Origin of the sequence: Tardiphaga sp., from assembly GCF_041424195.1 — a bacterium.
Taxonomy (GTDB): domain Bacteria; phylum Pseudomonadota; class Alphaproteobacteria; order Rhizobiales; family Xanthobacteraceae; genus Tardiphaga.
Genome location: NZ_JBGMOE010000022.1, coordinates 1 through 19,607 on the forward strand (window position 1 = coordinate 1; position 19,607 = coordinate 19,607).

Annotated in this window: 17 protein-coding genes; 5 read left to right on the top strand and 12 right to left on the bottom strand. The window is 58.0% G+C overall.

The window, feature by feature from the left end; genetic code table 11:
* Positions 1 to 184 precede the first annotated feature (184 nt).
* The gene (locus ACEK02_RS02690; RefSeq protein ID WP_371420259.1) at positions 185 to 394 is read right to left on the bottom strand and encodes a molybdopterin-binding protein; all 210 of its coding nucleotides are present in this window, start codon (positions 392 to 394) and stop codon (positions 185 to 187) included.
* A 199-nt stretch (positions 395 to 593) separates the two neighbouring features.
* Between ACEK02_RS02690 and ACEK02_RS02695 the strand changes: the two genes are divergently transcribed.
* A complete protein-coding gene (locus ACEK02_RS02695; protein WP_371420260.1) occupies positions 594 to 1,187 on the top strand; it encodes a plasmid pRiA4b ORF-3 family protein in 594 nt (197 codons plus the stop codon).
* A 252-nt stretch (positions 1,188 to 1,439) separates the two neighbouring features.
* On the opposite strand, the gene ACEK02_RS02700 is transcribed toward ACEK02_RS02695, so the two are convergent.
* The 11 genes from ACEK02_RS02700 to ACEK02_RS02750 form a co-directional block, all read right to left on the bottom strand.
* Positions 1,440 to 1,739 carry a hypothetical protein gene (locus ACEK02_RS02700; RefSeq protein WP_371420261.1) on the bottom strand — a complete coding sequence of 100 codons (300 nt, stop codon included), beginning with the start codon at positions 1,737 to 1,739 and terminating at the stop codon, positions 1,440 to 1,442.
* 594 nt (positions 1,740 to 2,333) lie between these two features.
* Complete coding sequence (gene gloB / locus ACEK02_RS02705) at positions 2,334 to 3,104, bottom strand: hydroxyacylglutathione hydrolase (protein WP_371420262.1); 771 nt, start codon at positions 3,102 to 3,104, stop codon at positions 2,334 to 2,336.
* Positions 3,094 to 3,414: a ribbon-helix-helix domain-containing protein gene (locus ACEK02_RS02710; protein ID WP_371420263.1), complete on the bottom strand. Its 321-nt coding sequence runs from the start codon at positions 3,412 to 3,414 to the stop codon at positions 3,094 to 3,096. Before ACEK02_RS02710 ends, gloB begins: the two co-directional genes overlap by 11 nt.
* A gap of 178 nt (positions 3,415 to 3,592) precedes the next feature.
* A complete protein-coding gene (locus tag ACEK02_RS02715; RefSeq protein WP_371420264.1) occupies positions 3,593 to 4,489 on the bottom strand; it encodes a transporter in 897 nt (298 codons plus the stop codon).
* 174 nt (positions 4,490 to 4,663) lie between these two features.
* Positions 4,664 to 6,715: a sigma-54-dependent Fis family transcriptional regulator gene (locus ACEK02_RS02720; protein ID WP_371420265.1), complete on the bottom strand. Its 2,052-nt coding sequence runs from the start codon at positions 6,713 to 6,715 to the stop codon at positions 4,664 to 4,666.
* Between the two features lie 269 nt (positions 6,716 to 6,984).
* On the bottom strand, positions 6,985 to 9,825 hold the full coding sequence (locus ACEK02_RS02725) for an FAD-binding and (Fe-S)-binding domain-containing protein (RefSeq protein WP_371420266.1): 2,841 nt from the start codon (positions 9,823 to 9,825) through the stop codon (positions 6,985 to 6,987).
* 107 nt (positions 9,826 to 9,932) lie between these two features.
* Positions 9,933 to 11,570 (bottom strand): chaperonin GroEL, encoded by a 1,638-nt coding sequence (gene groEL / locus ACEK02_RS02730; protein WP_371420267.1) that lies wholly within the window; start codon positions 11,568 to 11,570, stop codon positions 9,933 to 9,935.
* Positions 11,571 to 11,670: 100 nt separating this feature from the next.
* Positions 11,671 to 12,027 carry an MmoB/DmpM family protein gene (locus ACEK02_RS02735; protein ID WP_371420268.1) on the bottom strand — a complete coding sequence of 119 codons (357 nt, stop codon included), beginning with the start codon at positions 12,025 to 12,027 and terminating at the stop codon, positions 11,671 to 11,673.
* Between the two features lie 26 nt (positions 12,028 to 12,053).
* Positions 12,054 to 13,163: an aromatic/alkene monooxygenase hydroxylase subunit beta gene (locus tag ACEK02_RS02740; protein WP_371420269.1), complete on the bottom strand. Its 1,110-nt coding sequence runs from the start codon at positions 13,161 to 13,163 to the stop codon at positions 12,054 to 12,056.
* A gap of 31 nt (positions 13,164 to 13,194) precedes the next feature.
* Positions 13,195 to 14,253, bottom strand: coding sequence for an NADH:ubiquinone reductase (Na(+)-transporting) subunit F (locus ACEK02_RS02745; protein ID WP_371420270.1), 1,059 nt, complete (start codon positions 14,251 to 14,253; stop codon positions 13,195 to 13,197).
* Positions 14,254 to 14,326: 73 nt separating this feature from the next.
* Positions 14,327 to 15,991, bottom strand: coding sequence for a methane monooxygenase (locus ACEK02_RS02750; protein WP_371420271.1), 1,665 nt, complete (start codon positions 15,989 to 15,991; stop codon positions 14,327 to 14,329).
* A 437-nt stretch (positions 15,992 to 16,428) separates the two neighbouring features.
* On the opposite strand from ACEK02_RS02750, the gene ACEK02_RS02755 reads away from it, so the two are divergent.
* The 4 genes from ACEK02_RS02755 (at position 16,429) to ACEK02_RS02770 (ending at position 19,528) form a co-directional block, all read left to right on the top strand.
* On the top strand, positions 16,429 to 16,929 hold the full coding sequence (locus ACEK02_RS02755; protein ID WP_371420272.1) for a cytochrome c family protein: 501 nt from the start codon (positions 16,429 to 16,431) through the stop codon (positions 16,927 to 16,929).
* An 11-nt stretch (positions 16,930 to 16,940) separates the two neighbouring features.
* A complete protein-coding gene (locus ACEK02_RS02760; RefSeq protein ID WP_371420273.1) occupies positions 16,941 to 17,336 on the top strand; it encodes a VOC family protein in 396 nt (131 codons plus the stop codon).
* 117 nt (positions 17,337 to 17,453) lie between these two features.
* A complete protein-coding gene (locus tag ACEK02_RS02765) occupies positions 17,454 to 17,921 on the top strand; it encodes a gluconate 2-dehydrogenase subunit 3 family protein (protein WP_371420274.1) in 468 nt (155 codons plus the stop codon).
* Positions 17,922 to 17,956: 35 nt separating this feature from the next.
* Positions 17,957 to 19,528, top strand: a complete 1,572-nt coding sequence (locus ACEK02_RS02770) for a GMC family oxidoreductase (protein WP_371420275.1) — start codon at positions 17,957 to 17,959, stop codon at positions 19,526 to 19,528.
* Positions 19,529 to 19,607 lie beyond the last annotated feature (79 nt).

Consider the following 19,607-nt stretch of genomic DNA (forward strand, 5'->3'; position numbering starts at 1 on the left):
TCGGCGCAGAGCGACAGCCTACCTCTGACTGCCGCCAATCTTTGCAACAGAGCCTCATTCCGATTACAAAGAGATGACGCTCTCTCGGTGCGCCGCTCAATGCCATGCTGGCAAGGCATTTTAAAGCGCTTTGCATTCGAGCCGGATCGGGACAGTTTCCTTTAGATCCGACGGAAAACAAACGTCACTTGCCTATAAGTACGTCGCTCGCCTTTACGAGAATCGTCACCTGATCGCCTTCCGCCAGTGCCAGCTCGGCGATCGCCTCTTCCGTGATGTTGGCAGTTATGAGAACGCCGTTTCCGATATCGACTTTCACCGAACCGTTGACCGCACCAGGCTGAATCGCCGTCACCTTGCCGGGTAGCTGATTGCGTGCGCTGATCTTCATCATATTTTTCCTCTGTCTTACTTTCCGTGATGCATGACACCGCTATGCCATCTTTGTCTACCGTATTGGATCGACTTTATTCGTAAGGAAATTATGCAGGCTTGGTGGGCAACGGGCAGCAATTAAAGGTTTCCGCCACGTCTTTGAAAGCTTCTCGATACAAGCATTCATCAAGGCTGACCAACGATCTGGAGAAGGCTGCGTGAGCAACGGCACTGTCGTGCGGATGAAGATTACGCTGGACGATGTCACACCGGCCGTCAGCCGAACGCTGGAGGTGCCGCTCAATATCCGGCTCGATCGTCTGCACACCGTCTTCCAGACTGCCTTCTCCTGGACGGACTCTCACCTGTGGGAAATGAGCTTCGGGCAAACCGGCTTCGGCATCCCTGATCCCGAATATGGCTTCGACGGGCCGCTCGACGCCCGTAAGGCCACTCTCGCCCAGGTCCTGGCGGATACGAGGCGCACGACCTTCCGATATCTCTACGACTTTGGCGACGCCTGGGAGCATAGCGTCAAGATCGAGCGCGTCAGCGCGGCCAGCCCGCACCTGACATATCCGCTCATCCTCGATGCAGTAGGCATGCGGCCGCCGGAGGACAGTGGCGGGCCATGGGGCTACGCCGAAAAGCTCGAAGCGCTCGGCGACCCCCAGCATGAATATCATGAAGAAGCGCTCGATACCCTCGGCGACGACCATGATCCCAACGCCCAGCCCGATATCCCCCTGATCGAGGCAAGGCTGGAAGCGCTCGCGAAAAAATGGGCACCGCGGACACGCCGGAAAGCCTGACGGGCCGCGTCAACGCCACCTTCCGTCGGCGCTTACGCCTATCAGGTCGGGGGCTTTCTCCGCATCAGCGCGGGGGTCATTGGATGGCGGATATTCAATACACGATGGACTGCAACCAAAAATTTGGCGACATCACATGGTGGGTACCAGCTATCGCCTGTTTGTCGCGCATCGGATCGAAAATGGCGAGGATGGGTGGGTAGGCGACAGTCGGATTGCGATTTTGGCGGGGGAGAATCGGACGCTGATCCATTAAAACTCGTTGTCGGGTGCCCAATCAGAAATCGTCTTTGGGATCGGCATACCAAGGCCGGGCATATCGAGCCAAGCGATCTGCCGCCCTTCGTTTTCGCGCGCAGCCAGCAAATCCGTATGGGCTTTTTGCATCGCTAGCAAGAGAGCTTGAATGGCATCCACGCCGTAAGCTCGGCCTTCATATGCCCCTTCGGACCAATCTATTGCATAGCGGCAATGGTAATCCTGTCCATCAGGCTCGGGCTTAAAAAATCTGCATCCGGCATTTCGACCGTCTATTTGAAAAACACGCTGCAAAATAGCACTGATATCATGCCCTGCTTCCTTCCGATGCCCACGATCATTTTATGGCTGCTTTAGGGGCAACGCAAAACAAAGAATGGCGTCCGACTTTGGTCGATGGGCGACAGGCAGCATTGCAGTGTCGGCAATCATATGAATCGCGCCGCCCTAGATTGGCGCATGCCGTATGCGGCCATATCAGCGCCGATCCCTCCTGATGGAAAACCCCATTCGTAAGGTTGTCGCGCACTTTTGCAATCCGACAGTGATTTCCGGACAGTCGGACGGACAAGATGACCGCACAACGCCGTGCGCGGCGGGATCGCCGTGGAATTGCGCGACGACTGTCTGGGATTCATGTGATTGCCGTCGCGCGAAACTTTCGTACTTTCCCGTCAAAATTGGCCAATTTCAGAAAAACTCTGCTGGGAACCGATTCTGGAGGCGTCAGCGGACGGCGTTGCGCCGGATCGCGTGACCGACTTCCGTCTCCCACTTCCTCTTCGCGGGAAGCTCCGTCGTCGTTCGCCAGGGTGCAGCAGGGACAGAGGCTATTGCAACACGGGTTCGACACGGCCAGCGTCATACCCCGCAGTTGGTGTAGAACCATTAAAATTTGTCCTTTTGCGCTCGAAGGCGGGCGAACTGTGCTGCCTTGACTTCAGCGCTGCCTATGATTTTATCTGGCAGACGAAGAAACGGATTGGTCTTCCGTTCGATGCCGACAGTCGTTGGGACCGTTGGCTCGCCCCTGTCGCGCATCGCAAGTAAGTGTTCCGCCCGCGCGAGCGTCTCCGTCGAATCGTCTATCGTTACTGCAAACAGTGCGTTGGCGGCGCTATACTCGTGCGCGCAATAGACCCTGGTCTGATCTGGCAGCGCGGCGATCTTTGCCAGACTATGCCACATCATTCCGGACGTCCCCTCAAAAATGCGCCCACACCCCATGACGAAGAGGGTGTCGCCCACAAAAATGGATTCCAGTTTGGGTATATAGAAGCTCATATGGCCCAGCGTGTGTCCAGACGTCGCCATTGCCACGATTTCCAGTGCCCCTAGAGAGATGATCGCACCGTCGCCGATTGCGATGTCAACGTCCGGTATGCGTGTCATTTCTATCTGGGGCGCGACCACCCGCGCGCCCGTGGCCAACTTGAGTGCGGCGTTCCCGCCCACATGATCTGCATGCCAATGCGTATTGAGAATATAATCGAGCGGCCATTTCCGTTCATCGAGTACCGCAAGGATTGCAACAGCATCAGGGGTGTCTATTGCGACGACCTGGCCACTGGATGCGTCTCGAATCAAAAAGCCATAATTATCTTCAAGGCAAGGAAACTGCACGATTTCCCCGAGGCACCCCAGCGGGTCAATGACCATGGCTGTTACCTGTCACCAACGTTGTCGCGCTTTCGGCGTCGAACTCACGGGTGCCACCTATCACGTAGTGCAAGGCGATTACCCGCAAGCATGAGGCAAAATTCGTCAGATCGGTTTCTGTCCGACGGATTTCGTCGTGCAGCGATGTTACCAACCGTCCAACACTTTTTCCTTCGAAGCGGGCCATGTCTTCAATAATGGCCCAGAAGCCGCGCTCGAGGCGGACTGAAGTCGAATGGCCGTGGATGCGAAGTTTTCGAGTGAGAACCGAGTAACTACCCTTGTCCGTAGCCTGAAACAACCGACACATGCTTCTTCCCCTGGACCCTTGCTGAATCAGGGCCGACAAGAGCTAAACAAGTTTCGTGCCACTTGCTTCAACGGCGCATTCTCGTGCATCCGATAGCGACGTTCCAAGACAGGATGACACACATTTGTGTCATCCTGTTACAATCTTGGCCAATCAGCCATCGGCGGCGAAAAGGATACTAAAAGATGTAGAGCCCGCGCAGCAGGAAACCAACGTCCTGACGAAATCCGCCCCGTGCATTTAACTGATGGTTGACCTCCCCGAGCAACTGGAACTTCGGAGCGATGAATTTGCTTGCTACAAAGCGGACCTCATTGAAATCGGTTCTCAAGCCGTTGCTGACACCATCAAGTCGCTGCCGCCCACCTCGATATCCCTGATAGCCGATCGACGTGGTCAGGCCGTTGTTCCATTTATAGTTCAGGAACCCCTGGAGTTGGACGCTGTTCCTTTGAGACAGTGTTTGCTCGCCGAGCGCGCCTGCCTCGTCATTGTCGCCATAGACAATCAGGTCTGCAGTCAAATCCGTGGACCAGTGTTCACCGAAACCCTGATGCAACGCTATCTGTGGATCATAGACGACACGATTGCCCCCCAGATTGATCGTCTGGAGTTTGTCGTACTTCCCGGTCGGTATGGTGACGTACAGTGTCACACCGAAATAGGTTTGCCGCTTTTTATCATTTATAGGCCAAACTGCAGCGGCAAGGATCGTGTCGCCAAGGCCCGAACTGCGCTTGAAGGAAGTACCGCCTATGCGGGCTTTGTTAAGTGTCCCGAAGGGCTGCAGCACCTCGACGAGAGCCAGTGTCTTGCCGATGTTGAAATAGTGCGCGACCCTTGCGATGCTCAGTTCCAGATCGAGATTGGTACCGTCCTTCAAGGTCGGCCCCTTGTCCGGCGCCAACTTGTCATGATGGCCATATAAAGCATAACCGATGAAGACCGTGGTGCCGTCTGGTGCGGTCACGAACTCATAAGGCTCAAGTTCCGTCGCGCTCACGACTCCAGGCATGAACGTGACAGCAAGAGCAGCTCCGAGCGAAGCAACTATGGCGATGTTCTTCGATACCATAAAACTCTCCCATCGTTAACCTGAGCTAACGTCAGGCTGGGATTAAGAACATCATGACTTTACCATCAAGTCCAATTTAGTTTATCACTATTTAGATAATCAAAAAAAAAGTTGCTGGATGAACACAGGATTACATACTATATTACTACCATCTAGGAAATACTTCATATCAAACTATGATTCAGCCGGTGATGCTCCGAATCGGCCATGTAAATAAAGCGGTACTACGCGTTTCAATCCGTGTTGGGACATCTTTCGATAGAGCGTGCTGCGTGAAATTCCCAACATCGAAGCCGCCACAGATAGGTTCCCGCCGGAGACGCGCATCGCATCATTTATCGCAGCCTGCTCTGCGCTACCAAGCGACCTGCTTTCGTCGGCTCCGTGATCCACCATCGGGGGACGGAGCCCCCTTACGAGCGGCTCGGACGCCGCGATTTCCCTGGGCAGGCAAGCCACATCGGCGATGCCGTCATGCGCAAACAAAATGCCCCGTTCGACGACGTTGCGCAGTTCACGGATGTTTCCGGGCCATGTGTAGGCTCTGAGCCGGCTCATCGCCTCTTCTGTGAACCGGGCTGGCTCGCGGGCGTGCCGATCCGCTACGCGCGGATTGAAGTAATCGATAAGGCAGTCGAGATCGCCAGGTCGCAGCCGAAGCGGCGGCACCTCGATCGCCGTGACACTCAAGCGATGATAGAGATCGAGCCGAAAGCGCCCGGCGGCCACCTCCGCACGCAAATCGCGATTTGTCATGGCCAGGACGCGAACATTAATCCGCCGCGGTCGATTATCGCCGACCCTGTAGATCACGCCTTCCTCAAGAACCCTCAACAGATATGGTTGCAACTCCAGTTGAAGCTCGCCAATTTCATCGAGGCACAGGGTTCCTCCGTCAGCCTGCTCGAATCGGCCGATACGACCTTCGACATTCGCGCCTGTAAAGGCTCCCTTGGCATAGCCGAACAATTCGCTCGCCAGCATTTCCTTCGAGACGGCGCCACAGTTGAACGGAACGAAAGGCCCCCGCGCAACCCCACTCTGACCGTGGATAGCACGCGCGAAAAGCTCCTTGCCAACGCCGGTCTCACCCTCGATCAGTACCGGCACGTTCAACGCGGCAACCTGCTTGGCTTGTGCGATAGCGTGACGGATGCTCTCGCTGACGCCGACGATGCTGTCGAACTGTGACCTGGCCGGATCGGTTTCATCAGTTACCACGCGAATGACAGGAGCAGCCTTGGCCGCCGTCCTTGAGGGGATTACCAACAGGTGTCCGGTGACGTCGCCATTTGCAATCAACGGGCGCAGCCAGTCGCTTGGCAGACTCGGAACGAGTTTGCTGATCGGACGACCCGAACTGTCGAGCAATTGCATTCCGCGTTTGAGTTCGGGAACAGCGCACTCGATACGCTCACCCAGCATTCGCTGGGCGAGGCGGCTCATATAGGCGATCCGTCCCTTGGCATCGATCGCTATCAATCCATCACCGGCATGCCGCTGGCTGTGTTCCAAGCCCATCTCCATGAGCCGGAGTTGCTGACACTCGGTTTCGCGCATCAGCGCTTGCTCGATCTGGCTGGCCGCGACCACGGCAAGCGCGAAGATCTGGGCACTTGACTCCTGTCTCTTTGCAGAGATGTCCAAGATGCCAACGATGCTTCCATCCACGGGATCGTGGATCGGAGCGCCTGCGCAACTCCAACTCTTGATGCCTTCGCAATAATGTTCGCCGGCGTGCACCATGACGGCCCGATCAATTGCGAGCGCTGTGCCTATCCCGTTCGTGCCGGCGGCGCCTTCCTGCCACTGACCGCCTTGGGATAGTGCGATATCCATCCCGGCATGGACCGTCTTTCTGTCACCAACCGATTCGAGGACCACCCCCATCGGGTCTGTTATCAGCATCAGGGATGACGTTCCTGCAAGGACATCAGCAGCTTCCGCCAGAGTGGCAGCAGCCGCCTGGAGAAGCTCCCTATTCTTTCTCCGTAACGAACCCAGAACGTCTCCGCCTAGGTGCGGCGCGACGTCGACTGACAGTTTGACGTTGGAATGCCTGCACCGCTGCCACGAATCGATGACAACGTCTCGAACAGGGGATTGCTCAAGACCAACGCCAGAAACAAAATTTTCCCAGGCCTTACTGACCACCGAATCCTGGTCGTCCATAAGTTGAAAAGTGTTTCTGAAGATGCCATCGCCAGAAATAGGTCGGCCGATCATCGTCCCTGCCCCCCCGACAAAATATTGGCATCAAACGTCCCGGGGCTTCCCAAGCGGCATCGCATCACATTTGAGCCGCCGCGGAACCCATCCGAAACGCGATGCATTTCTGCAGTAGCCTCACGGGAATTCGCCCAGCCGAGCGGCACACGCGACATGATGGTCAATTGTTGGCTCCTCTCATTCTTGAGTGCCCCTTATCTGATGGGGTTACTCCATATTCATCCCGTCATATGTACACCCATTCGTAGACCCGTGGTAGTAATCTACTACTCCGCCCTTCTCGCTGCGTCCTCGACCAGATAGGCCAGGGACCGATAGGAGATGCCGGCATGATCGGCGAGGCCGATCTCGCATGTCCTGCTCGTTGAATAACCAGCGGAACAGCCCGACGGCACGGCTTTGACCAGATCCCGTAGCGCGTGGTCATTAAGCTCAGGCGTGGTGAATCCTTTGTCGCCGGCAAAGCCGCAACATCCCACGTCCTGCGGTATCACGACCGTCATGGCGCAACGCCGGGCCACCGCGGCAAGCTTGGCGTCCAGGCCCATGCGGCGACTGCTGCACGTCGTATGCAGCATGACGGGGGCGCCCTCGCGTGCAACACGGATGTTAGGCAGGACCAGGTCGTGGAGAAAGTCGGCAATGTCCAGCACCGCCAAGGACCGACCAGTGGCTTCCGCTCGCCGACGCAACCTGAACGCGCAGGGGCTGGTATCCATCATGATAGCGCTCGCGCCCGCCATGGCATCAACGATAGCGTCGAGCATCTCGTCCGCTTTGGCGTTCGCTGTTTCCAGCAATCCCTTGCTCTCCCATGGCATGCCGCAGCACAGGTAGTCGGCGCCAGCAGGAAAGCTGACGTCCAGCCCTGCCCGGTTGGCCAGCGAGCAGACGATTTCTGGCAGCGGCCGCGTTTCCTGATCGCCTACTGCGGTCCCCATCGCGCGGCTCACACAGCTCGGCACGTATAGCATGTGTGAACGCGTCTCACCCGGAGGCTGTGTTTGACTGTTGGAAGACCCCGGCTCGAACGTGGCAGCGCGCGGCATATTGATGGGCATCTGCGGAAGCCGGTTGCCGGAGAGTATGCGAGCGCCATTGGCAAGCGTACGCACCGTACCGGCACCCAACATGCGTCCGGTGATATTTGCCGCGCCAAGCCCGGCGCGCACCCCCGCCATTGTTACACTCATATGATCGGAAACGACGGCACCCGCGCGGCGCGATAACACTCCATGGCGCTCCCCCCGATCCTTTTTCATGAGGGCGCCGGTTTCGATATTGACCGGACACGCCCCGGCACACAGTCCGCACGCCGCACAGGTGTCGACCCCGGCATAGGCAAACAGCCGTTCAAACTCCTCCGCATCCTCTCCAGCAGCGTGGCGGCGGGAAATTTCGCGCTTACCCACGATCCGCTGGCGCGGCGATAACGTGAACCCGTGCGAGGGGCAGGTCGGTTCACAAAAACCGCACTCTATACAGTGATCTACCAGCGGATCCGTCATCGGCAGGGGCTTGAGATTCTTGAGATGCACCTCGGCATCGTCGTTCAGGATGACCCCGGGATTGAGGAGCCCGGCGGGATCGATCAGGGCCTTGATCTCCTGCATCAGTGCATAGGCGCGCGCGCCCCATTCGACCTCGACGAAGGGCGCCATGTTGCGCCCGGTGCCGTGCTCCGCCTTGAGCGATCCGTTGAAGCGCACGACCACCATGGAGACGACATCCAACATGAACCCGCGATAGCGGTCGATTTCCGCGGCGGTCGAGAAATCCTGGGTGAAGACAAAATGAAGGTTTCCCTCCAGGGCATGGCCAAAGATGATGGCCTCGTCATAGCCATGGATTTCGAACAGTCGCTGCAACGCGCCGATGGCCGATGCGAGATGTTCGAGTGGGAAAGCGACATCCTCTATGATGACGGAGGTTCCCGGTCGCCGCATCGCGCCCACGGCGGGAAAAAGACCTTTCCTGATCTTCCAATAGGCATCTGTCACCACAGGATCGCTGTCGAACCGCATCGGCGCGATCATCTCATGCCCGGTCAATGCTGCGCCGATTGCCGCAAGATTCTGGTCGAGGTCGTCGCTGGTCTCCGATCGAGTCTCGACAAGAAGTGCGGCTGCATCCGGTCCGAGTCTGGCCAGGTCGTCAGGAATGCCGGACTTCCCATCGACGGCACGCAGGGACGCACGATCCATCAGTTCAACGGCCGAAACGGGGGCCGCCTTCATAGCGATGACGGCGCGCGCGGCGGCAGCAACGTCGGCGAACAGCAACAGCGCGCTCGCCTTGATACGCGCTTCGGGAACGGTCGAGAGCGTCACCTCCCCGATAAAGCCGAGCGTCCCTTCCGACCCGATCATCAGGCGCTGGAGAATGTCGATCGGGTCGGTATAATCGATCAGGGCATTGATCGCATACCCCGTCGTATTCTTGATCGCGAATTTGCGGGCGATCCGCGCGGCAAGGGCGGTGTCAGCCTGTGTCCGCTCGGCCATCGTGCGGAGCCGGTCCAGCAAATCGCGATGGCTGGAGGCAAAGGCCGCCCGGCTCTCCTCGTCTCCTGTGTCCAGCAAAGTGCCATCTGCGAGGATCAGACGCATCGCGACGAGTGTATTATAGCTATTCTGGGCGGTCCCGCAGCACATGCCACTTGCGTTATTCGCGGCTATCCCACCTATTTTCGCGGTCGCGATCGACGCCGGGTCCGGACCGATTTTTCGGCCATAGGGAGCAAGCAGCCGGTTCGCGGCGCTGCCCACCACCCCTGATTTAAGCCGAATGGTCGCGCCATCTGCCCCGACTTCACCCGTCTGCCAGCCATCTCCCAATACCATCAGGATGCTGTCGCTGATCGCCTGTCCCGAAAGACTGGTGCCCGCAGCACGAAAGGTAACGGGCGTCCGGTGCGCCTGCGCGATGTCGAGGAGGTGCTGGACCTCTGCTTCACTTTCTACGATCGCGACGATCCGGGGGATTAGCCGGTAGAAGCTGGCGTCGGTTCCATAGGCAAGCGTCCGCAAGGGATCGGTAAACAGTCGCCCGACCGGAATGACTTTCGCCAGTTCCCGATGCACTTTATCATAGCGATCCGTCGTCATCCATTCCCTCCCCTCGCCGTTCATAAGTTGGAGAGCCCCCCGCGCCGCCCGCGGGGAGCCCTCCTCGACGCGGAGCGGGCGGATAGCCATCGCCGATCCGCCGCCGATCACGCTCGCCCGTAAAGCTCTGCCCCGCCACCGCGTGCTGGACCGGCCGTGGGATCGACGCCTTCTGGCAGATCCACGACAAGCGAATGGGTGCCAAGGATCAACTTCGCAACGGACACGGCATTCTCGAGCGCCGTGCAAGTTACCTTGACTGGATCGATGACGCCCGCCTCGAACATATCGGTGAAACCGCACGACTTGGCGTCGAAACCAATCCCGTGGACTTCGGCAGCCACCCTCGCGACTATGGCGGCTCCGTCCTGACCGGCGTTGCGAGCGATGATGGAAAGAGGATGTTTTATCGCATCTCTTACCAGCATGACACCCACCTGCGCACCGTTCAGGGTTTCCTCGACCAACGTATCGAGTTTTCCGGCAACTTGGACAAGCGCAGCACCGCCCCCGGCAACGACGCCCTCATCGCGGGCCGCCCTGGCAGCGTTCAGTCCATCCTCTAGCAGTTGCGCCGTGCGCTTCTGCTCCACCGGCGTCACTCCACCGGCAAGCAGCAACGCAGTGCCACGCGTCAACTTGGCAAGACGGTCGGCAAACTTGTCGCGCTCGATATTCTGGGGTGCGTCATCCCAGAGCTTCTGCACCAGCTGGCGGCGGCCATCTATCAGGGCTTTGTCGCCATTGCCTCCGAGAATTATGGTTGCCGAAGCGGAAATGCGCGCGCGTGTTGCGTTGCCGAGATCCTCAAGCGTCACATCCTCGATGCGACCGCCCAGATCTCGCGCGATCACTCGACCGCCGGTCATGATGGCGATGTCTTCCATCATCGCCTTGCGCCAATGACCAAATTCGGGTGGATTAATCGCAACGGCAGTGCCGCGACCCTGGATCCGAGCCTGCATGACAGCAGCCACCACTTCCGGAGCGATTTCGTCCGCGATCAGCAGCAAGGGTCGTCCGCTCTGCTTGAGCTGATCGAGTATCCTCAGGATTGGTTTGGCATCAGGCACCTTCTGATCCGTCAGCAGGATGCCAGGATTTTCGAGTTCCGCGACCAAGCTCGACGCATCGGTCGCCATGTGATGCGAAACAAATCCACGATCGAGCACCAGACCCTCGTCGACCTCAAGCCGGGTCAGCGATCCGGGCAACGCATATTCGACATGGACGACACCCTCACGTCCGACACGTTCGAGCGCCTCCGCGATCAACTGTCCAAGCGCTGGATCGGTCGCCGCAACGTTGGCGACCATGCGCAGTTCGCCCTGACGAACAGGGCGGGCGCTTTCTCGGAGTGCTTTAATGATGACATCACGCGCCTGGTCGATCCCTGCGATGACATCGACGGCCTTGTGGTCCTTCTCGACCAGTTTGACGCCGTCCTGAACCAGCGCATTGGCCAATGCGGTTGCAGTCGTCGTCCCGTCACCGGCAATTTCATTCGTCTGGGCCGAGACTTCGCGCACGACTTGCGCTCCGAGATTTTCGAAGCGGCACGGCAGTTCGATTTCCGCCGCGATGCTGACGCCGTCGCGCGACACGATAGGGGTCCCGATCGGTCGGTCGATGATCACATTGGTGCCCTTGGGTCCAAGGGTGCCGACAACCGCTCGCGAGAGCTGGTCCACGCCCCGGGCTAGCGCGGCGCGGGCTTCGGCATCGTAGAGCATGATTTTGGCCATCTATCTTCTCCTGGTCCGCCCCGCCTTCAAATCCGCGGGGTCTTTATGTACGTAAGGGTGTGGAAGCCCCGGCAGAGCGGCTGCCGGGGTCTGATCGGCTTCATTCGTACTCCATGGCCTCTTCCATGTCGCCGAACAGGATGACCGTGTTTTCGTCGATCATCACCATTCGGCCATAATGGGTTGAGGTGGATATCTCGAAGAGGTGCGGCGTCATCTCGCGACCGAGCGCTTCGCTGATTTCCGCCATGTCGAAGATGATCTTGCCTTCGCCGTCGACGCGGATCATCGCGGGAAGGTGGGTCACCTTGATACCCGGGCGCTGCTGGAGGATCTCGGCGATGCAGCGTGCCTCAACGCTATCGTTCATGGTCACGCCGCATTGATGCGATATCGTCCGCTCTTGCGTGATGTCCTTGATTGGTGTGAAGAGCTGCTGCTCGGAAGTGATAGACATGGTGAAATCCCTTTTACTGTGATGGGTTACTCAGCGGCTTCGACGGCGTTGCCTTCGGGCATTTTCACCTGCGTCGAAAAGATGCCGATCTCCGCCGCGATCGCCTGCAGGCGATTGAGCGCGGAGGAATAGGCGTCTGCGAACTGCGCGCTCTTGACCCGCGGTAAGGACCAGATCGGCTGGAGGTCCATCGCCGCCTGCGTCGCGATCGGCGAGTATTTGTCGAACCAGCCATGAATGATCTGCCGATTGTCTTCGCCATGTTCTAGATCGCGAACCAGCAGCGCAAACATTTCGACGGTGTTGGCCAGATTGCGCTCGTAGTCCGCTTCCGCAGCGGAAATCACCGCAGGAGAAGAATAGTCATTCTGTGCGGCAGAGACCTGCATGACAAAGCCCGACCGAAACAGTTCACCCACGAGCGGTTCAAACAGGACGTTGACGATGAAATACTGCTCCAAGAAGTCCCCTGCACCACGTGCGGATTCGACCAGTTCCCGCGCCTTTTGCCAGATCGGGTTCTCCAGCCAGTTGCGCTTGCCGGCATCCAGGTCGAATTCGGGAAGGTCGAGCGCGACCTCGCCGAGATAGAGGGTGAGGTCCTGGGCAAGCCGAAGCTTATAGGAAGAATTGGTCAGGATCGCATTGTTGATCATCTGCGTATAGCCATAACGCTGGGCATGCATCAGCGCGGTTCCCAGGCCATATTCAGCGTGCTTGTAGGCACCGACATGATCCTGCAGGATTTTCACCCACATCTTGTCGAACCGCGTTGGCGCCCGGGCGCGCCGGGCATTGTCGACGACATTCTTGACCATGCCGCAGATCGTCGACTGGCGCTGATAGTGGGTGCGCTCCCACTCCTGATCAGGCGCCCGATACTTGTGCCAGTCGCTACTCTTGATCGAAGTCCATTCCTTGGTGTAAGTCGGCGTGCCGTCACTGAAGGACATGATCCAGTCTTGAAGCAGATAGCGTTCGGGATCTGGCTGGACGTCGACCGTGACATCCTCGTAATGGGTGGCCTTGCGTCCTTTCGGCTCATAATAATTATACGAGCGGCTATCGGAACCCGGGAACGTTTTAGCTCCCGCCGCGGCCGACTTCTGCGGCGCTTCTACTAGCTCAACAGACATCTTGATCTCCCTTCGCGTTATGACAGCCGACTTAAAGCGGCGTTGCTTGAGTGAATTTGTCGAAGAATATGCGTGCCGGATCGACATCGGCCATCTGCAGGATGGGTAACGCCGCATCGATCATCGGCGGCGGACCACAGCTGTAGGCATCGGCTTGGTCTGTATCGTCCATTTCGAGCAGGTGACGACGGAGGACATCGTGGATAAAGCCGGTTTCCCCCGACCATCCGTCGCCTTCCTCGGGATGCGACAGGGCAGGGATGAATTTGAAGTTTGGCATCTTCGCTTCCAGGTCTGCGAACACTTCAATCTCGAAAAGATCCCGGGTGGTTCGCGCACCATAGAAGAACCGCACCGGTCGATTCTCGCCACTCGCCGCCTGGTCCATCAGGATCGATAGCAAGGGCGCCATCCCGGATCCACCACCGACCAGGATCATCGGACCTTCACGCTCTTCGCGTCGGAAGCAGGAGCCGTAAGGGCCTTTGACCGTCACGGTCTCCCCGATCTGCGCCTGCTCGATCGCAGTGGAGAAAGCGCCACTGGCATACTTCTTGATGATGAATTCAAGTCGGTTCGGTTCGGTTGGCGGGTTGCCCATCGAATAGGATCGGGTGACCTGTGCCCCGTGAAGCGTCAGGTCCGCGAACTGCCCGGCCCAGAACTTCATTGGCTGGTCGAGGTCGATGGCGATGCGGACGATATCGTGCGTCAACGGCTCGACCCGCGCGAGCTTCCCGGCAAATGCCTTTACCGCGATCGACTTAGCCAGAAGATCTTCGTCGAAGTTCAGCAGTTCGACCTCGATATCGCTATAGGCGAGGGTACGACACAGCAGAACCTGGCCACTTTCCCTTTCCGGGTCCGATAGGGCGAACGTCGAATATTTGAGCAGCTCGACATCCCCTTCGTTGAGAATGCACTTGCAGGCCGAGCATTGGCCTTCCTTGCAGCCGTGCGGCAAGGCAACGCCCTGGCGGAAGGCAGCGTCGAGGACGGTCTCCCCTTCCTCCACCTCCATCTCGATGCCGACCGGCTCCAGGCGCACCTTGTGAACCGCCGGCTGAGGCTTGAGCATTTCCTGTCCCATTTTAATTTCTCCTTGACGACTTTACTGCGTGACCGGGCGACGGCTCACGTTGCCGCCCGGTCTTGCAGGAGGATCAGATCCGGCGGATCGTGAACCCCTTCTTGTAGTCCTCGACATGCTTGATCTGCGCCTCAGGCGTCATTCCGCGCAGCGCCAGAAGCGGGCTGCGAATGGTGTGGCCACGGACGTGATCCAGGGTCCACATATCCTTCTCCTCGAACGACATGTGCGGCTGGGCGATCAGCGTCTTGCCGTCGGGACGGACGAAGCCCATGTCGACGATCGCGTCCGCGACATCCCATCCGTCGTAAACCTCTTCCCACTGGCGTCGGCCAGAGAAGCGGCCCATCGCAGGCGTCGGGCGGCCCTGATATTCCGAAGAGAACGCCTCCTGGTGGGTCCAGCGGTCGATCGGGCTGGCGTAGGTGAAGAGTTCGCCATCGACCTCCCCGGTGCAGAAGTCTTCGCGGATGACGGCGGGCACGAGGCTTGACCAGCAGCGATGCGGATAGACATAGCCAGTGTCGGCGAAGGTGATGAGTTCGCTACCAGGCTTGGACAGCTTCTCGTAATTCTCCCACCAGGCGCCGAACTCATTGTACCAGCCGGGATATTTTGACTCGAACCATTCGAAGTCGCGCTCGGTCTGCGCTTCGATACGCCAGAAGTTGGCCCACCAGCCGGCCGAGAAGAACTGGGCGACCTTATGGACATAGCCCTTCTTGACGATCGAGTCGAACGCCTCATGAACATCGTCATGATGAATCTTGATGCCGTATTTCTCAAGCGGCAGCATATAGGTGCGGTAATAATCCTCGAAAATCCAGCGGTGCCATAGTTCCGCGTAGCTCTCTTTGTTCTTGTCGCGGTTCTTGGTGCCGTACTCGATGATCGTGCCGATAGCGGCGTCAACGATCATGTGGTTCTGCCAGAAAGAGTAGCGAATGTCGCGCTCCAGCAGAAGGTGGTTCTCCGGCTCCTTTAGCACCGACATCAGCATCGAGTGTCCGTTGCCGATATGGCGGCTCTCGTCGCTCTGCACCGATAGGAACACGGTCGGCAGCGCATAGTCGCCGTTGCGGGCTGCTTCCGACGGCATGGCGACGAACAAAGTGTTGGTAAAAGCAGTTTCTGCTGCGACCTGGAGATAGATATTTGATGCGGTGATCGCGTCGCCGGTCAGAAACGCCTCGCCAAATTGACGACCGATCGTGGTCGCATAACATTTGCCGAACGCCTTTTCGGTAATATCGAATCCCGCCGGATCGATATAGTTCTCCATATACCATTTCTTGAGGTTCATCTGGATGGTCGAGTGGCGGAACTCGTCCACCATCTGCATCGTGAACCCGGTGCGCAGATGATCGCCCGGTGCCAATTGTCCAAGCGTTGCCATGGAGCGGGCGGCCGAAATCTCGGGGAAAGGAATGATCGCCAGGAATAGCTTCATCCATTCGATCCAGCGCGGCTCAACGTTGCGAAACATGTCGCCGCGCAGGGCTGCGTCCAGCGCCCCATAGACGCGGTTGTCCTTTTCCTCCTGCATGGGAAAATAGGATCGCAAAACCTGCTTCATCGGGTCACGGGGTGGCTTGGTGATCTTGTAGTCTGTCGGAAACGTCATCGCGTCCTGAACGTAGGACGGGGTCCAGCCAAGGTCCGCAATCAGTCTTGTCGCTTCGCTTATGCTGATGCCTTTCTGGCTGATGATCTTGTTGAGTGTAAGTGCCTCGGTCATTCCTGATCTCCATCCTTGTCCGCCCGGCCGGCGAACTTTTGCAACTTGCTTGTGATGAGTTGCCGATTGCTGGCCACCATCGGAACGGCAGCAGATCGTGGCCCGCCGCTCGATCACTGCCTAGCAACGTCCGTGCCATTTTTTAAAAAAGGGGGATTTGCTGCTCAACAGTGCGCCAAGTGCTCACATTGTCGCACGAAGTGGGACAGTATCTGGAACAAAGGTGTCGCAACACCGAGGTGCAGACGACACATATTATCTCTCGCCGCCGCCAACCGACCACAAGAATATCATTCCACTTTCGCGGCTGATCCATGATTTTGCACGGAATACAGCGATAGAGCGGGCAAGCCACAGAATTGGCACGCCCCTTGCTGAGTTACTCCGGAGAAGTGCCGCCAGGGCAACTCGATACCGAGCATCCAAGGGAGGATATCATGGCTCGTGCCGCAGGACGTCACTTTAAAGAGAGCTCGATGTCACCCGCGCCGATTGAAGCGCCGCTCATAAAGCCTGATCGAGAGGAAATCATGCAGACAACGCTTTATCGCTATCGCTGGAAGCTCATTCGGATTGGAGCGATCCTGCTGCTCTTCGGAGTTGCGAAGATCAGCCAGGCGCAGAGCGTCCCGGCGTCTGCGCCCATCTCGGGTACGAAGCTATTCGGACAGCAGTGCGGGACCTGTCATTCAGTCAAACCAGGGGAAGTGCGTGCTGGCCCGTCATTGGCCGGCATTATGGGAAAGACCGCCGGCAAGCAGGCAGGCTTTACCTACTCGCCCTCCCTGTCGCGCAGCGTAATGAAATGGAACGGCCCAAACCTCGATCGCTGGCTTACGAACAGCAACACGACGGTTCCCGGCAGTTTCATGAACTATCGTCAAGCAGACGCAGCGAAGCGCCGCGCGATCATCAACTATCTGACAACAGGCAAATAGCGAGGCGCGCCATGGCAAAAATCATTCACTCCATGATCCGCGTTCTTGACGAACGAAAATCTGCCGATTTCTATCGAGAAGCTCTCGGGCTTGAGATTGCAGACCGTTTCCCGTTCGACGGGTTCACACTTGTCTATCTGCGCAATCCCGAAAACGACGTAGAGATTGAACTCACGATCAACCATGATCGGACGGAGCCCTATACGCATGGAGACGGCTATGGCCACGTGGCCGTGGCGGTCGACGACCTCGACGCGGAGCATGCGCGGCTGGCTGCGAGCGGCATCGCTCCGCAGCCGATCAAGGAATTCTTTCGGGAAGGCGCCCTTATGGCGCGCTTCTTCTTCATCATCGATCCGGACGGATACAAAATCGAGGTACTGCAGACCCATGGTCGATATCGCTGAAACATTCGTCACACCGCATCACAGTATATCCCTGGAGCGCTTGCAATGAGACTCGTAGATAAGACAATAAAGCTGAACCGGAGATCTTTTCTCGGCAGTTCTGCTGGCGCCGCAGCCTTGGCCGGTGTTATCGGTACGTTCTCTGATGGCGGAGCTTTCGCCGCTACTCTAAAGAGCGTGAAGCCCGCGGCTGCACCGGCACTTCTGAAGGTCGCGCGTGATCTTTATCCGCATGATCGTCTTCCCGATGCCTATTACGAAACGGCAGTGACGACGATCGATGCCGGTGTGGCAGCGGACCAGGCCACGAAGACCTTGTTGTCGGATGGCGTGACTGCACTGGACGCGGCTGCGGTACGGCTCAAGGGACGCCCATATACAAAAATCGCGCCGGAAGCGGATCGCATAGCGGTGCTGAAATCGATCGAGGACACCCCCTTCTTCACGAAGATGCGGTCCGAGATGATTACCGCGCTCTACAACCAGCCAGAGGTCTGGACCAAACTTGGCTACGAGGGCTCCTCTGCTGAACTTGGCGGATATATCCACCGGGGATTTAACGACCTCGACTGGCTGCCAGCCTGAAAGCTGCCGTACATTCCGATCAGAGGATAAATATCATGGTCACAAGTTTCGACCTTAACGATGACAGCGTCGTCGTGGTCATCGGCTCGGGTGCCGGCGGGGGCACCCTGTCAAACGAGCTCGCCCAGAAGGGCGTAAAAGTCGTGTGCCTCGAAGCGGGCAGTCGGTATGAAATCCAGGATTTCGTCAACGACGAATGGGAAAGCTTCGCCCAGTTGGCATGGCGGGACAAACGAACGACCTCGGGCAGCTGGCGCGTCGCCAAGGATTTTCCCAATCTTCCCGCCTGGATCGTCAAAGCCGTGGGCGGAACGACCACCCATTGGGCCGGCGCATCGCTCCGCTTCCAGGATCATGAGTGGAAAGCACGCTCCACCTATGGCGACATTCCCGGCGCCGCTTTGCTCGACTGGCCTGTAACCGCCGAAGAAATGGCGCCTTGGTACGACAAAGCCGAATTCAAAATGGGCACGACCGGTACCAATGGCATCCCAAGGTTGCCCGGTAATAATAATTACAAGGTCCTGGCTGCCGGTGCAAAGAAGCTTGGCTATCAGGATTTTCATACTGGCAATATGTCGATCAACAGTCAGCCCCGGGATGGACGTGGCAGCTGCCAGCAGATCGGTTTCTGTTTCCAGGGCTGCAAATCCGGCGCCAAATGGTCGACTCTCTATAGCGAGATTCCGAAAGGTGAAGCGACCGGCAAGCTCGAAGTACGGCCCGACAGCCAGGTCATCCGCATCGAACATGATGCGAAAGGCAAGGCGACGGGCGTCGTCTATGCGGACCGCGAGGGCAAGATGTTCTTGCAAAAAGCACGGATCGTCGCAGTTGCCGGCAATTCCATCGAAAGCCCGCGCCTGCTGCTCAACTCGGCGAGTAACCTGTTCAAGGATGGGCTGGCCAATGGTTCTGGACAGGTCGGGCGCCATTATATGCGGCACACGACCGGGTCGGTATACGCGACCTTCGATAAGCCCGTGCACATGTATCGCGGCACGACGATGGCCGGCATCGTTCGAGATGAGGCGCGCAACGATCCAAAGCGCGGTTACGTCGGCGGGTTCGAGTTGGAAACCATCTCGCTCGGTGTGCCCTTCACCGCGGCCTTCCTCAACCCCGGCGCATGGGGCAGAGACGTTTCGTCCGCACTGGATAGTTACGACCATATGGCCGGTCTATGGATCGTGGGGGAGGATTTGCCCCAGGCAAACAACCGGGTCACCTTGAACGCGTCCGAAAAGGACAGATTTGGGATGCCGATCGCGAACGTCCATTACGATGACCATCCCAACGACGAGGCGATGCGGAGCCATGCCTTTCGCCAGGGAGCCGCGCTTTATGAGGCGGTGGGCGCCAAACGCACGATCCTGACGCCGCCTTATCCGTCGACCCATAATATGGGAACCAATCGGATGAGCGACAAACCGGAAGAAGGCGTCGTCAACAAATGGGGACAGACCCATGAGGTCAAGAACCTGTTCATTTCTGATGGCAGCCAGTTCACCACCAGCGCAACTGAAAATCCGACCCTGACAATCGTCGCCCTGGCCATCCGTCAGGCCGATCACATCGCCGGTTTGATGGCGCGCAACGAAATCTGAAAATCTCGACGCCATCACGGCGGCAGGCTCTGTTGCAAAAATCGTGAAGCTTGAGCATGCTTGGCGGAGATTGGACGGA